Annotated in this window: 12 protein-coding genes; 2 read left to right on the top strand and 10 right to left on the bottom strand. The window is 38.1% G+C overall.

What is annotated here, in order from left to right:
* Position 1: 1 nt before the first annotated feature.
* Entirely contained in the window at positions 2-1,879 is a 1,878-nt protein-coding gene (locus IV512_RS18200; protein ID WP_209405972.1) for an ABC-F family ATP-binding cassette domain-containing protein, read from the bottom strand.
* Positions 1,880-1,882: 3 nt separating this feature from the next.
* A complete protein-coding gene (locus tag IV512_RS18205; protein ID WP_209405974.1) occupies positions 1,883-3,061 on the bottom strand; it encodes a DUF4105 domain-containing protein in 1,179 nt (392 codons plus the stop codon).
* Between the two features lie 103 nt (positions 3,062-3,164).
* Between IV512_RS18205 and IV512_RS18210 the strand changes: the two genes are divergently transcribed.
* Positions 3,165-3,917 carry a phosphatidylcholine/phosphatidylserine synthase gene (locus IV512_RS18210; RefSeq protein WP_209405975.1) on the top strand — a complete coding sequence of 251 codons (753 nt, stop codon included), beginning with the start codon at positions 3,165-3,167 and terminating at the stop codon, positions 3,915-3,917.
* On the opposite strand, the gene lptB is transcribed toward IV512_RS18210, so the two are convergent.
* The 3 genes from lptB to IV512_RS18225 all read right to left on the bottom strand — a co-directional run bounded on the left by lptB (position 3,914) and on the right by IV512_RS18225 (position 6,553).
* Entirely contained in the window at positions 3,914-4,654 is a 741-nt protein-coding gene (lptB, locus tag IV512_RS18215) for an LPS export ABC transporter ATP-binding protein (protein ID WP_100869159.1), read from the bottom strand. The genes IV512_RS18210 and lptB overlap by 4 nt on opposite strands.
* Before the next feature lie 91 nt (positions 4,655-4,745).
* Positions 4,746-5,588 carry a twin-arginine translocase subunit TatC gene (gene tatC, locus IV512_RS18220; protein WP_209405977.1) on the bottom strand — a complete coding sequence of 281 codons (843 nt, stop codon included), beginning with the start codon at positions 5,586-5,588 and terminating at the stop codon, positions 4,746-4,748.
* Positions 5,588-6,553, bottom strand: coding sequence for an SIS domain-containing protein (locus IV512_RS18225; RefSeq protein ID WP_209405979.1), 966 nt, complete (start codon positions 6,551-6,553; stop codon positions 5,588-5,590). Before IV512_RS18225 ends, tatC begins: the two co-directional genes overlap by 1 nt.
* 254 nt (positions 6,554-6,807) lie before the next feature.
* Between IV512_RS18225 and recQ the strand changes: the two genes are divergently transcribed.
* Positions 6,808-9,018 carry a DNA helicase RecQ gene (gene recQ / locus IV512_RS18230; protein ID WP_209405981.1) on the top strand — a complete coding sequence of 737 codons (2,211 nt, stop codon included), beginning with the start codon at positions 6,808-6,810 and terminating at the stop codon, positions 9,016-9,018.
* A 6-nt stretch (positions 9,019-9,024) separates the two neighbouring features.
* Here the strand turns inward: recQ and IV512_RS18235 are convergent, their stop codons facing one another.
* From IV512_RS18235 to IV512_RS18255, 5 genes are all read right to left on the bottom strand, one after another.
* Entirely contained in the window at positions 9,025-10,074 is a 1,050-nt protein-coding gene (locus IV512_RS18235; protein ID WP_209405983.1) for an LD-carboxypeptidase, read from the bottom strand.
* A gap of 89 nt (positions 10,075-10,163) precedes the next feature.
* A complete protein-coding gene (locus IV512_RS18240; protein WP_209405985.1) occupies positions 10,164-11,495 on the bottom strand; it encodes a carboxypeptidase-like regulatory domain-containing protein in 1,332 nt (443 codons plus the stop codon).
* A gap of 161 nt (positions 11,496-11,656) precedes the next feature.
* Entirely contained in the window at positions 11,657-12,388 is a 732-nt protein-coding gene (gene rluF / locus IV512_RS18245) for a 23S rRNA pseudouridine(2604) synthase RluF (RefSeq protein WP_209405987.1), read from the bottom strand.
* Positions 12,389-12,442: 54 nt separating this feature from the next.
* Positions 12,443-13,678: a DUF3999 family protein gene (locus IV512_RS18250; protein WP_209405989.1), complete on the bottom strand. Its 1,236-nt coding sequence runs from the start codon at positions 13,676-13,678 to the stop codon at positions 12,443-12,445.
* Positions 13,675-16,053, bottom strand: coding sequence for a DUF2339 domain-containing protein (locus IV512_RS18255; protein WP_209405991.1), 2,379 nt, complete (start codon positions 16,051-16,053; stop codon positions 13,675-13,677). Before IV512_RS18255 ends, IV512_RS18250 begins: the two co-directional genes overlap by 4 nt.
* Between the last annotated feature and the right edge of the window lie 59 nt (positions 16,054-16,112).

Below are 16,112 nucleotides of genomic sequence, written 5' to 3' on the forward strand. Positions count from 1 at the left end.
TTTACTCTTCTAACATGGCTGACAGTTCAAACCATCTTTCAGTTTTTTTATCGATTGTATCGATTACTTCTTGTAGTTTAATAGATAACAGATCTATTTCTTCACCAGAAAGCGAAGAGTCTGCAAATTGCTGTTGCAAATCGATTTTACGCTTCTCTAGATTTTGAATTTCTTTCTCGAGGTTACGATACTCTTTTTGTTCTAAGTAGGAGAGAGAAGCTTTGGTGTTTTTGGAGTGATTTTCAGGAGTCTTAGTACTTTTCTCAGTGGCCGCTTTTTCTTCGCGCTCTTCTATGACCTTGCTGTCTTCATAAGCCCTGAAATCAGAATAGTTGCCTGGAAAATCTTCAACCACCGCATCTCCTCTGAATACAAAGAGGTGGTCTACGATTTTATCCATAAAATATCGGTCATGGGAAACGACGAGCAAACAACCTGGAAAATCCAACAAAAAGCTCTCTAGCACATTAAGGGTAACAATGTCAAGGTCGTTAGTAGGCTCATCGAGAATCAAAAAGTTAGGATTCTGTATCAAAATAGTACATAAATAAAGTCTCTTGCGCTCACCACCGCTAAGCTTATCTACAAAATCGTATTGTTTTTTCCGGTCAAAAAGAAAACGCTCTAAAAGTTGTTGTGCAGATATTTGTTTTCCTTTTTTTAGCGGAATGAAATCACCAACATCCCTAATGACATCAATAACTTTTTGCCCTTCTTTAATATTGATACCCTTTTGGGTATAATAGCCAAACTTTATAGTATCGCCAACGACAACCTTACCGGCGTCTGGCTGGTCGCTACCTGATAAAATATTTAAGAATGTTGATTTTCCGGTCCCGTTTTTACCGATAATTCCTATTCGCTCACCTTTGGTGAAGCTGTAATCAAATTTATCTAGTATGGGTTTTTCAGGATAGGACTTGGTGATTTTATGCAGCTCAATGATTTTACTGCCCATACGCTCCATGTTGATCTCTAGCTGAACTTCATGTTCTTTTCGGCGTTGGCTAGCTTTTTCTTTAATGGCGCTAAAGTCATCTATACGCGATTTTGATTTGGTAGTTCGCGCCTTGGGTTGCCTGCGCATCCAGTCCAATTCTTTTTTGAATAATCTTTGCGATTTATGGTGTTCAACGGCTTCTTGTTCTATACGGGCCTCCTTCTTTTCTAAGTAATACGAATAACTGCCCTTGTAAGGGTAGAGCTGGCCATTATCAAGTTCTAATATTTCGTTACATACCCTTTCTAGAAAATAACGATCATGGGTTACCATGAACAAACTCATATTTTCTTTTGCAAAATACTCTTCCAACCATTCGATCATTTCTAGATCTAAGTGGTTGGTCGGCTCATCTAAGACCAAGAGGTCGGGCTTATTGATTAGGGCATCTGCCAAGGCTAAACGTTTTTTTTGCCCCCCGGATAACAAGCCGACCTTTGCGTCTAAATTATCAAGCTTTAACTTAAAAAGAATTTGCTTGTAAAGGGTTTCGAAATCCCAGGCATTGAAACGCTCCATGGCCTCAAAAGCAGTTTGGTAACTATCGGCATCTTCTGGGTTTTGAAGCGCTCTTTCATAATTGTGAATTACTTTGAGTATTTCATTGTCAGAAGCGAAAATAGTTTCTTCAACCGTGAGTTTTGGGTCTAAATCCGGCTCTTGATCAAGAAACGAAACCCGAATATCTTTTCTGTAATTGACCTGACCTGAATCAGCGGAATCTTGACCTGACATGATATTTAATATCGATGTTTTTCCGGTTCCATTTTTAGCGATCAAGGCAATTTTTTGCCCTTTATTGATACCAAAAGAAAGGTTTTCGAAGAGCACACGCTCCCCATATGATTTTGATATATTTTCTACGGTCAGTAAATTCATTGGTTAAGTAAGTTTAGGTTTTTGATAAGACCAGAATAAGAAGAAGTACCGAATGGCCAATGCTAACCAAACCAATATTATCAATGGTGAAAAGATTTGAATATGAAAAAGATATATTAAAGCGGAAACTGTTATAAGACCTAAAGAAAATAAGGCATATCGAGCCACCCAATTGGGCCCACGTTTTCTTGCTACTATGAAAGCTACTATTATATGAAACGGAAAGGCCCAAATTAAATTGAAATTACTGGCAGTCTCAGTATGATCTGTCAAAAACCACAGAAATATAATTACCAACCCGATAATCCCAGGAATAAAAAACAGCATGAAATCTAACCAGCGCCTTCTTGTATTATTTCTAAAGTCTATGAAAGTTAGGGCTAGAACCATAATCAAAAATAAGGTGAGCCAAAATGCTGGAGATAGAAAAAAACTATCTGATGATGACGACTTTCTAACCTCATAAAGAGGTGTTTCCTCTTTGGTGAGGGCTTGATTATCTAGACTCGTGACGCTCAACTGCTTCATGTTGTAAGCGGGCAGAAACATATGTTCTTTAGCGGTAGCCACATCATCGATGACAGAACCCAAGGCTAAATCGATACCGAAACCAAGCCAACTGTTGATCGGTACATTTTGTCGAATGAGTTCTCGATGTGTGAATAACTTGTCTAAATAGTTTTCATTAAAGCGTAGCTTACCTCCGTAAGTTTCCTGAAGAACATCCCAAATCTTTGTAGAGCAGTTATTGAAGAAGAAATCGTATTTATAATCGCGGTTCTCGGGTAGATAATTATTTTCAAGGTAATCGAAAAGCTCTTGTCTTTGTGTTATCGATAGGTCAAGAACCTGCTCTTTGACCCAACGATTTTCTTCTTCGTAGCTCAATAAAAAATAAGGAAAACTCTGTCTGGCCAGGGTGTAATCTAATTTGCCACGAGCAAATTTTAACGTAAAGTTCGGGGTAGTAAAATCAAAGGTGCCATAATTGTAGACCACATCTATGCCTTGAGAACTATCGTTTACCCTAAAGGCGCTGTGGCCAAAAGCAGAATATATCTGGTCTCCAGGGCCACAGGTGATGATGCTTATTTTAGATTGCGGGGTCAGTGTCACCTCTTGTGAATAACCTAAAAAACATGTTGCGGCAATTAGAATAAATAATCCCTTTTTCAATAGCATTCTTGACTTTTACTATAATTAGCAGGGCAAATATCCGAATAAAATATGGTCTGACATGATTGAAAATAAATTGTCTTACTTTTACTGAAATCAAAGCTTTCGAATGAAGAAATTTATACCAAACCTGATTACACTATTAAATGTTTTTTGTGGTTGTGTCGCAGCCGTATTTGCTGTGTTAAATCACTTGGAAATGGCTGCTATATTTGTGTTTTTGGGTATTTTTTTCGATTTTTTTGATGGACTTGCCGCCCGGCTGCTTAATGTACAAAGCGAGTTGGGGGTTCAGTTAGACTCATTGGCTGATATGATTACGAGCGGACTAGTGCCCGGTATCGTTATGTATCAATTGCTAGGAATGTCGATGACCGGAGGTTGGAATGCAGGTATGGAGTCGACCGACACCTCGAGTATATCTGCTGTTCTACAACCATTGCCATTGTTGGGCTTTATAATTACCATGGCTTCTGCTTACAGATTGGCAAAATTTAATATAGATGAAAATCAAGTGTCTTCGTTCATCGGTTTGCCTACTCCCGCGAACACACTTTTGATACTTTCACTTCCGTTAATTCTCTTTAACAACAATAATGATATTTTGAACGATATTATTCTTAATCAGTGGTTCTTAATAGGTCTAACTTTCTTAAGCGCATACCTACTTAATTCGAATATTGAACTTTTCGCCTTAAAATTTAAAAACTGGGGTTTTAAAGACAACGCAGTACGTTACGTCTTCATTATTGTCAGTCTGGTATCGTTGGTTACACTTGGCTTCTTGGCGATACCTTTTATAATTCTGTTTTATATTTTGATTTCGATAGGGGTAAGGGTAACAGGGCAGAAAGCAGATTAAAAATCAAGTTTTTTCTTTCTTAGTTCGAAATTCTGACCTAAATAAACCTTTCTTACCATTTCATCGGCCGCCAAGTCTTCCGGAAGCCCCGACTTTAAGATTCCACCTTCGAACATAAGGTATGAGCGTTCGGTAATGGCCAAGGTTTCTTGTACGTTATGATCGGTTATAAGAATACCAATGTTTTTATTTTTTAATTGAGCTACGATACGTTGAATATCTTCAACCGCCACAGGGTCTACACCAGCAAAAGGTTCATCTAATAAAATGAATTTCGGGTCAGTGGCCAATGCCCGTGCTATTTCAGTACGACGTCTTTCCCCACCTGAAAGCAGGTCTCCACGACTCTTTCGAATATGGCCAAGGCTAAACTCATCGATCAGTGACTCCATCTTCATCAACTGTTCTTTTTTACTGAGCTTCGTTAGTTGTAGCACACTTAAAATGTTCTTCTCTATGCTTAATTTTCTAAAAACGGAAGCTTCTTGCGCTAGGTACCCAATACCATTTTGGGCCCTTTTATACATCGGGTAGTTGGTGATTTCTGTTCCGTCAAGAAAAATTTTACCACCATTTGGTTTAACCAGACCGACAATCATGTAGAATGAAGTTGTTTTTCCTGCACCGTTCGGGCCCAAAAGACCAATGATTTCCCCTTGATTGACTTCAAGTGAAATACCCTTGACCACCTTTCGGCCTCGATAAGATTTCATTATATTTTCAGCGCGCAACTTCATAAAAACAGTTACTTTTTGTCAGTAAATTTACTTTCAGTAGGGTGTCAAAGTAACGGTAAACTTTTGGCATACCCTTGGGTTTACATTTTCTTTAACCCTTTTTTCTCAGTTTTTGCTCTTTTTTAGCTTCCTTTCGCAAAACAAATCCGGAAATATAGATGCTCACCTGATACAATATTATTACAGGTACGGCAACTATAATTTGGCTTGTTACATCCGGAGGAGTGATGACCGCGGAAAGTATCAACACGACCACTAGGGCGATTTTTCGATATTTTTTGAGGATTTCAGGGGTGACAATGCCGACCTTAGTCAAAAAGAAAATGATTATCGGCAGTTCGAACAACACACCGCAGGCAATGACGGCAGTTCTTACCGTGCCAATATAAGAATCGATATCAAATTCGTTGAGTATAAGTTCACTGACTTGGTAGGTACCTAAGAAGTTAATAGACAACGGAGCCACAACATAATATCCGAAGAGAACACCTGAGAAAAACAACAAGGATGCTATGAGAATAAAACCTCTGGAGTTCTGACGTTCCTTCTCATATAGCCCCGGACTGATAAACTTCCATATTTCGTATAGAATATATGGGAAGCCTAATATAAATCCTGCCCAAATAGACGTCCAAATATGCATGGAAAACTGCGCCCCCATCTGCCGGCTCTGAATGCTGAAGGGAAGTTTATCGGCGCAAAAATCAGATTCAAAACCCATCCAGGTGGCAATATCACAAAATAAACGATAGGTGGGAAAGTCCATTCTAGACGGCCCGAAGATGACCGTGTCGAAAATAAAATTTTTCATTAAAAAGGCGCCACTGCCTATGATGACCACGGCAACAACTGACCGTATCAGGTGCCAGCGTAGTTCTTCTAAGTGATCGAGAAACGACATTTCGTCGGGGGTCTTCTTATTTTGCTTCGCCATTATAGTATGCCTTCGTTTATCAAATTGTGCAAATGTACAACACCGATGTATTTATTACCATCTACACCCAATAATTGTGAGATTCCATTGTTTTGCATGAGCTCTAAAGCCTCTATAGCGAGAACATTCACAGCAATTGTTTTTGGATTGGAAGTCATAATATCTCTTGCGGTCAGGCCGCTAATATTGTCATACTTGTTAAGCATTCTTCTAATGTCACCATCTGTAATAATGCCGACCAGTTTGCCCTTATCGGTTACAGCCGTAACCCCGAGCATTTTTTGCGATATTTCGACAATAGCCTCCTTTACCCCCGTATTTATAGTTACTTCAGGCTTCTGATTGTTGCGAACTATATCTGAAACCGTCAAGTAAAGTCGTTTGCCCAAAGCACCACCAGGATGGTATTTTGCAAAATCTTTACTGGTGAAACCTTTCACTTCTAAAAGTGAGATGGCCAAAGCATCGCCCACTACCATTTGTGCCGTAGTACTGGTTGTCGGCGCAAGATTATTGGGGCATGCCTCTTTCTCTACGTGTGTGTTGAGAATATAATCGGCTTCGGAAGCTAAGTAAGAATCGAGGTTGCCGGTCATGGCGATGAGCTTATTGTTTCCTCTTTTAATCAATGGAATCAACATTTTAATTTCTGCTGTGTTTCCGCTGTTAGATAAACAGATGACCACATCATTCTCTTGAATAGTGCCCAAATCGCCGTGAATGGCATCTGCGGCATGCATAAAAATAGCCGGAGTTCCCGTAGAATTTAGGGTGGCCACAATTTTTGAAGCTATTATGGCGCTTTTGCCTATGCCCGAAACGATTACCCTGCCCTTGGCGGCAATAATGCAATTGACCGCATCAGAAAAATCGTCGTTGAGCAGATTTGCAAGATTTAAGATTGCGGCACTTTCCGTTTCTATCGTTTTCTTTGCAATGGAAAGAATTGCTTTCGTATCAATCAAATTATTATCAATGTTAGAAGGTTGTTAACTTTGTGCGCTAAATAGAGCAAAAAAGGGTACTTGTCCTAAAACTATCCAAAAACAAAGGAGTTTAGAAAAGATTGTTTTATATTTAAGATTACAAAATTACAAAACTTAAAATAGGGTATTCGATTACCCCTTAAATTTTATTTTGATTACAAGATATTCCCCCACATTCGGAAAAATGAATTCTCGAAAATTGTTTTTCAAATCTCAATACATTACAGCTTATTATGGCAAAAGATAAGCCCGTTATAAATGATACGGAACTACATGCCGCGCTAAAAAAATATTTTGGTTTTGCGGAATTTAAAGGTTTGCAACAAGACGTTGTTACCAGCATTCTTAGCGGTATTAATACATTTGCCATAATGCCTACTGGCGGCGGCAAATCACTTTGTTATCAACTACCGGCCCTGATGCAAGAGGGTACGGCAATCGTAGTATCTCCGCTGATTGCGCTCATGAAAAATCAGGTCGATGCCATTCGTGGTATTTCAGACCAAAATGGCATAGCACACGTATTGAACTCTTCGTTGACCAAAACCGAAGTTCGACAGGTGAAGCAAGATATCGTTGACGGTGTTACAAAACTGTTATACGTAGCACCTGAATCGTTGACCAAAGAAGATTATGTAGAATTCTTACAGAGCGTCAAATTATCTTTTGTAGCGGTTGACGAAGCACATTGCATCTCAGAATGGGGCCATGACTTCAGACCTGAATATAGAAACCTGCGTTCTATTGTAAACCGTCTTGATGATAGTATTTCGGTCATAGCGCTAACTGCTACGGCAACACCGAAGGTTCAAGAAGATATAATTAAAAATCTGGGTATTACGGGTGCAAGAACCTTTAAGGCCTCATTTAATAGGGCCAATCTCTTTTATGAAGTAAGGCCGAAGACCGCAAACGTAGATTCAGATATTATCCGTTTTGTCAAGAAAAATTCTGGCAAATCCGGTATCATCTATTGTTTAAGCCGAAAACGGGTCGAAGAACTTGCTCAAGTATTACAAGTTAACGGTGTGAGTGCTGTACCCTATCATGCTGGTTTCGATGCAAAAACGAGGTCTAAATACCAAGACATGTTCTTGATGGAAGATGTTGATGTAGTCGTTGCGACCATCGCATTCGGTATGGGTATAGATAAACCAGATGTGCGATTCGTAATTCATCATGATATTCCGAAAAGTATAGAGAGCTATTATCAAGAGACCGGTCGTGCGGGAAGGGATGATGGAGAAGGGCATTGCTTGGCTTTTTATGCTTACAAAGACATTGAGAAGCTTGAAAAGTTCATGTCTAATAAACCTGTTGCAGAACAAGAGATAGGTAATGCACTTTTGCAAGAAGTCGTAGCCTACGCGGAGACTTCGATGTCTAGAAGAAAATTCATGCTCCACTATTTTGGGGAAGAATTTGATGAGGTAAATGGCGCCGGAGCCGATATGGATGATAATGCCCGAAACCCTAAAGAAAAGGTTGAAGCTAAAGATGATGTTGTTAAAGTCTTAAAAGTGGTATTGGGTACCAATGAAAAGTTCAAGTCTAAAGAAGTGGTGAGAACCCTTGTGGGCAAAATCAACGCTTTAATAACTTCGCATAAGACCAACGAAAAAGACGTTTTTGGTATTGGTTCAGATAAGGATAAAGGTCATTGGATGGCGCTAATACGTCAAATGTTAGTAGCGGGTCTGGTTAAGAAAGAGATAGAACAATACGGTATTCTTCGTGTAACGGATAAGGGGAAAGCGTTTCTAAACAGCCCTGAATCTTTTATGATGACCAAAGATCATACCTATACCGGTGAAGAAAGTGATGCCATTGTGAGTTCGGGCAAAGGTGCCGTAGCAGACGATAAACTTCTAAAGCAGCTTAAAGACTTAAGAAAATCTCAAGCAAAAAAATTAGGAGTACCGCCATTTGTGGTCTTTCAAGACCCGTCTTTAGAAGATATGGCGATGAAGTATCCTGTGACCGTAAAAGAACTTATTAATATTAACGGAGTAGGAGAAGGAAAAGCTAAAAAATATGGTAAGGCCTTTATTGAGTTTATTGCCGCTTATGTTGAGGAAAACGATATCTTAAGACCCGATGATCTAGTCGTAAAAAGTACTGGTGCTAATTCAGCACTTAAACTTTATATCATTCAGAATGTAGACCGAAAGCTTCCATTGAGCGATATTGCCGATGCCAAGGGGCTTGAAATTCCAGATTTAATCAAAGAGATGGAGCAAATAGTCTATAGCGGAACAAAACTCAATATAAATTATTGGATCGATGAAATTCTAGACGAGGATCAACAGGAAGAAATTCACGATTATTTCTTGGAGGCAGAAACCGATAACCTTGATGAGGCTATGAAAGAATTCGATGGAGATTATGAAGACGAAGAGCTTCGACTCTATAGGTTAAAATTCTTTAGCGAAGTGGCTAATTGAAAACTTCTATAGTACCACTTTTTCAAGCAACTCTAAACTCTGTTTTTCGGTGTTAAATCTGCCATTGATACCAATCGGGAATGTGAAATTGTTTTCTACGTGGCCAAAACTCATACCATAAAATGCGGGTATGCCGAGGGGCTTAATACGGTCTATAATTACTTCCTTTAAGGTGAACGAAAGTGAATGGTTAGATGCATTGCAACCTGCACAAACCCCAAAAATAATACCGGCAGCTTTTGAAAAGGTTTTACCTTCAATAAGTTGCGTTAACATACGGTCTATGCGGTAAGGTGCTTCCTCAACGTCTTCAATACAGACGATGCAATTGGTGAAATCGATTTCATGAGCCGTGCCGATTAAAGCATTAATCAATGTAAGGCTACCACCTACGATTTTTCCTGTGGCGGTACCGGATGTGATGGTGTATCGCTCATATTCTGGGTCGAGTTTTTTCTCTGCGTCAAGTTCGACATTAACGATGTATTGTTCATCTTCTGACCTCATTAGAACATTTTTCATGAGTTGAATACTGTAGACATCGTTCAAAGTGCTGCCTACCGGACCGTGAAAAGTCACTAAGCCGGTTTCTTTAAAAATACCATTAAGAAGTGCGGTTACATCGCTGAAGCCAATTAAGACTTTCGGATTGTTTTTGATATTCTGATAGTCTATTTGAGACATAATTCGTGTACAGCCATAGCCGCCCCGTGCACATAGAATACCATCAATCTCCGGATTTGCGAACATTTCGTTCAAATCTTTTGCGCGCTCCTCATCAGTATTACTAAAGTAACCATGATTGCCAATTATGCGTTGGGTATGATATGTTTTAAAACCTAACTTATGTAGTGTTTCAATGGCCTCTTGTAATATGTCGGCCTTTACGGCATAACCCGGTGCAATCAACCCAATAGTATCGCCTGTTTTTAGACGTTTTGGGAGTACTTTCGGTGTAGATTGACTCTTAAATGCTTGTGCAGTATTTAATTGAGGGATTAAAAATGTTCCCGCAGCACCTAAGGTATTCCCAATAAATTTTCTTCTGTTGTTCATGAGTAGCAAATCTTCTTAGGGTGAAAATAAGAAGAAATAAAAAATCGGCCACAATGGGCCGATTTAAAACACTTAAATTTTGCTTTTTTCTAAGGAATGGAGGTGCCACCACTTGAATTGGCCCTTCTCAATTGACGTTGTATTTTTTTTATGGCCGATTCAATAGATTTTTCAGGTTCAATAATATTGTATTCACCCCAGAAGTCGGGATCTGCAAAGCCGATTGCTTCATCACTTAAAATAATCGAGGTTTTAATTCGGTCACGTATTTTCGGGTAATCTGCTGCCATATTTTTTTTCCAATCGGTAACGGCCATTTCACATGTCATGGTATAGACTGAGTTGAAAAGGCGCCGATCCCAATCAATCTTGAACTCTAACAGTACATTGCTATACCCGTAATACCATTTACCATTCTTCTCACGATAATCTACACGGTAGGCTACTTCGTTGGGCCAAACTCTGGCATTTCTAGGTTTTTTGCGCACAAATAATCTTGAGGCCAAATCCTTATCCGTGATATTTAGATGATATATGGCGCTAGTAAGAATTTTATTCTCTGCATCAATATAAAGTTTTCCCTCATATAAAGGGTCTAGTATCGATTCTTTTTGTGAAAAAGTGACTACATAAATCAAGCGGTCATTTACACGGGTAGAACGATCAAATTTAAAATTGTAGTTGCTTATTGATTCCTTTGAAAAGATATACTCCGGGTATTTCATTATATCTACGAACAAAGCATTGAAGGGCCCACCTTGAAGTTTAAGGGCTACCGTATCTAACTTGTCATAGTCAGTACTTTTTCTAGCCTTGTAGAGTTTGACACCATCTTGTTTCAGTGAAGTATAGGGTGTTTTGTATATGTTTACAACCGCTTCGGAGAGGGATACATTTTTTCTTCTTTTTTTAATGGTTTCCCTGTAAAAAGCAGTCATTAAAGTGGGGTCTTCAAAATAGTTCTCTCCCTTCTTTTTTAGGGTTTCCCTAACTAAAAGCTCGGCATCTTTCGGTATACTAATATTTATTTCTGGAAGTTCGGTAATCGAAACATCCATCATGATTCGATTTTTGCCATTTTTTAATTGGGCAAGGGGTATCGTTTTGGTTTTGTACCCTAGAAAAGAAACAATGATATTGGCATTCGATATATCACCTGGAATCTTTATGGAAAATTCTCCTTCAGTATTTGTAATGGTACTAATATTCGTTTTCTCGACCATCAACGATGCGAATACCAATGGTTTATTGCTATCAGAATCGATAACTTCACCTTTATAAAGATTAAAATTAGATTCTTGGCGTGTTTCTTCTTGAAAAAAAGCATTGGCTTTTTCGATGCCAATGACCAAAGTGAACAACACCAAAAATAGTGTCGAAACTATGGTTTTGTTTGAGTTAATATTGAGTTTTAGAATCATGATAGAAAGAATATGAGTAGTTAAGTTATACTTTCTAAGTTAATGATTTTTAGCGATGTATGGTGTTAAATTATCATCTTTGTTCGATAATTATCGACTAAACTCTTTGTGGGTTGTATAATTTTTAATGCCTAAGTGAATTTTTAATCCGCTTAATTCTATCAAGAATGGGTTTTAGAAGAGTCGGCTACCAATCGATTTATCTCTTTTAATTCTGCAGGGGTCAAGTCGCGCCATTTTCCTACGGGTATATCTAGAGAAATATTCATGATACGAATTCTCTTTAGCTTTTTGACCCGATAGCCCAAGTGTTCGCACATTCTTCGAATTTGTCTATTCAAGCCTTGGGTCAAAATAATCTTGAACTCAAAGCGGCCTATTTGTTCAACTTCACATTTACGAGTTATGGTATCTAATATGGGAACCCCATTTTTCATACGCTCAATAAAATCAGGTGTAATCGGCTTATCGATAGCGACCAGATATTCTTTTTCATGATGGTTTCGGGCACGCAAAATTTTATTTACGATATCTCCATCATTGGTCAAAAAAATAAGTCCCTCACTAGGTTTGTCAAGTCTTCCTATGGGGAAAATACGTTTTGGATAATTGATAAAATCGATGATATTATCTTTTTCAACTCTGGTGTCAGTGGTGCAGACAATGCCTATCGGCTTATTGAAAGCTAGATAGATGGGTTTTTCTTGTGGTTCTTCAATAAGATGTCCATCTACCCGAACTTCATCTCCTTCGTTTATTTTTGTACCCATTTCGGGTACTACTCCATTAATGGTAACCCTACCTTGGTCTATAAGCTTGTCAGCAGCTCTGCGAGAGCAGTAACCTGCTTCGCTAAGATATTTGTTTATTCGAGTTTGTTTTGGCTTTTGCACACTTGTAAATTTACTAGTGCAAATTTAGAGGTTTCTTTTATATCGTAAGTGGCACTAAATATCTTCTTTACGCAACATTTTGATAGTGAACCAACCCAATATTATTATTATCATGCCCATAATGCCCCACAGCCAAAATTTGTTCTGAAAAAGAGCATTTGCAGGTACATCTTTTTTCTTGGATATGCCTTCAACCTTGCCAAGGTTTAATTCAATAAGATTTTCAGGAATGATGGTTGCGGCCTGAACGATATCGTAGTAAGGTTTTTGAACATTCTTATTACCATACACGAGAAAGTACTGCGCAGGTTCGATAAAACGTGCAACAAGCGAGTAGACATAGCCTTTTGCTTCTGCGCTTTCAATTTGAAGCGCTGTATTATCATGGTTTTGAATAGTGATTCTAAGTTTTTGTGCCAGTGTAGAGGCAAAGGTGAAGCCTTTTTTCTCCAAAGAAGTCAATGTGCCCGAGTAGAGATTACTGTATTGGTATTGCCAACCTTTTTCAGTTTCAACACTATCTGAGATATATTCAATGGTAACAGGTCGATAGTAATCTATTTGATCGGAAACGTTGATTTTAAGATAGCTCAGCGGCAAGCGTCTTTTCATGTCGATATCTATAATGCTGTTCTTCTCTTGTTGTACGATATTCATGAACGTCACCGGAAAATTGGTGTAATCGGCTTCCGATTGCTCATCTAAATTTATTTCTGAAGATACTAGATTCGGATTTTTATCCGATTTAATAAGCAATCGATAGTAATGATAATTGGAAGGTGAAAAATGTAGATCGGTAAATGTATACTTGGTCTGATTATTATCAATGCCTAAAATGCGGTAGTCGTTTAAAACGGTAAACCATTCATTTTGGTCGTGGCTACCTTCCAAGACCACTTTATAGTCAAAGTTAGACTCGTCGAACTCTAAATGTATCTGATTTATGGTCTCATCTGTTGGGATTTCGTATGTGAAATAATAGCCTTTGGCATTCGCCACAGCATTTACTTTTGTGAAGGTGATACTTCTTTGGGTTTGCTGTTCGGAGCTCACTTTTAAAATGTAAGGTGCCCCAATCGTGTCATTCTTGGCAATGCCATAAATTCTGATGTCAGATAGGTCAGAAGCCACATGTTGAAATACAGAATCGGGTATGGGCAGGCTATGCCATTGTTCCGAAATTCCATTAATCTCTCGTTTATAATCATAATCGATCATTTGAGAAATGGCTAAGGTGCTATACAATCCGAATTTTAGACACAAAATGATATTTTTATAAATCAGCTTCATAATAATTCATTTTTCTCTGGCTTTGATTCAGTTTTGTCTTCAGCAATCAAGTTCTTATACTTGTTGTACAAAAACGATATAATCAACAGTAAAATGCCCAAAGAAACAAATACTATAGTTTTTGAAATGGTATTAAGAGATGCGATATCATAAAAGAAAAGTTTGAGCAGGGTAATAGCAAATAGGCCCATAGCGGAGTAACGAAGGTATTTTTTTCGTTTCCATATGCCCAAACCAATTAAAATTAAAGAATATAAGCCCCAAAGAATACTAAGCCCTAGTTTGTAGATTTGATTCGACCCAAAAATATCCATCCAATTTAACAGTTCACTGCTTAGCACCCATAAAATTGAAGTATGCATAAGAAGCTCAAATGGCACTTTTAAATCAGTTTTCATGAAAGGCTGCAAAATGATTTTTTTGATAGCTAACAAGAGTAATGCAAAAAATGCTATAGAGACATAGCGGATAGTTACGTTGAAGAAACTTATCTCAAAGTGTTCAGCGAGTATTCCGTTAAGATAGCTTTCTCTAAGTTCACTTAGTATGTATAGGCCTCCGCTTAAAAAAGCAAAGCAGGCCAGCAGCCCTACGAATAAGGTGCAAATACCTAAATTTCGGTTTTTTATTTTTTTCATGTTAATGAAAGCCAATGCAGCTACAAAGCCGAGGCTGTAATTAAGAGACCAAATATCCCCGAAATTAATTAGATCATAATTGTTTTTTGAAAGTAGTTCTATTTCAGACTCAATATAAGCTCTATGCCAATAGTAATCGATCTCTAGATAGAAGGCAGAATAGAGAATCAACAAAAATAGGCTGGGAATGGCATAGTCAACTATTCTTGATAATTTTGAATTTTGCCCATGTAGTATATTTCCACTGAATTTGGTATTCACCCAGTTGATAAAAGCCAAACTAACTAAAAATAAGAACGAAGTAAGCAGATATACGTTGAGTACGGGTGTTATTGCCGATGCTTCTAGATAGCCCTTGGCATACCCTTGTCCCCAGTCATGATTGAGACTAATGAAAGCTAAAAATAGTAGGGGATAAGAGAGAAATTCGTAAAATAGAACCTTTTTGGTTCGGCCGAACCAAAATAAAAGAGCACCGATCATTACCCATAATAACGTGACCCAATTGCCGTCTAATTGAACGGGTATTGCAATAGTCACGAATACCAAAACCAGGCCTGCCACCAAATGGAAAAGATTACGATCGGCCAATTTTTTAGTGAATAGTATAATACTGACCGCAAAATGTACAATAGCATTAGCGAGCGTGAACAAACCAAGATATTCTTTACCTATTTCGTGCCCATTTAATAAATAGTAACCTAAGGCGTAAAAAACGAATGAGTTGAGAAGTAACAGAACGATGTCAGAACGTAAGAATTTTTCGGTATTGATTAATTTGTTACTTAAGAAAGTGGCATAGAATATTATGAAGAACAGAATTGTAAATAGCAAGGCCAAGCTAAAATGCTCTTCGGTTTTAAAAGTGAATATCAACCAAGAGGCAAAAATGAGCCAAGTAAATCCAAAAGCCGCATAGAATAGAGGTTTCCAATACTTTTTAATTGAGATGACCAATATTCCAATATTGATGATGGTCATATAGCTGAAAAGAATAGAAGCCTTGCCAGAGCCATCACTCAATAAAAAAGGCACTGCGTAGGCGCCTACGAGCCCTATATGCGCAATGATTTGTTTATTATAATTTAAAGAGGCGACCACGCCAAAAATGGTAAACAGCACCATAAGTGCAAAAGTGACCAATTGTAGGTAGAGCCCATAAAAACTGTATGCGGCGAAAGTGATAAAGTACAAAATAGCAAGAGCACCACTGGTAAGCACTGCACTGTAGTTCTCATACTTTTGTTTTAATTTAATAGCGAAACCTAGAAGCCCCAAACCGGTCAAATTACCCAATATAATTCGTGTCAGGGGACTTATCAACTCGTTTTCGATAGAATATTTAGCACCGATCGCGACCCCAATGACAGTTATGACAATACCAATTTTATTGATGAGGTTCTCACCAATAAATTTTTCGAGATTTGATTTTTGCCCTGGTTGTTTTGATAGACGATTTTTTACGGTTTTCGATTCAATTTGGGTTTGGTGCTCTTCTTGCTCAAAAATTGACTCCGTTTCTACTTTCTTGGCCGTTTGAGGTTCAAGGGTCTTGGGTATTTCTTTCGATGATATTGAAGAAGGCTTTTCTTCAATTGCCTCATTCGTATTTTGAGCTTTTAAATCTTCAATCTCTTTATACAAGACCATAAGTTCCTTTGCGAAACTCTCCTGTTTGCTTAACAAAAGCTCTAGTTTTTTATTAAGCTCTTCAATACGAAATTGATGGTTCGGCATGCAGCAATTTTAATGGTAAATTGGTCCTCAGTACAATGACACAAATCTATTTGTTATAA

It is taken from the genome of Pseudozobellia sp. WGM2 (assembly GCF_017810075.1).
In the GTDB taxonomy this organism is placed as follows: Bacteria; Bacteroidota; Bacteroidia; order Flavobacteriales; family Flavobacteriaceae; genus JADNYK01.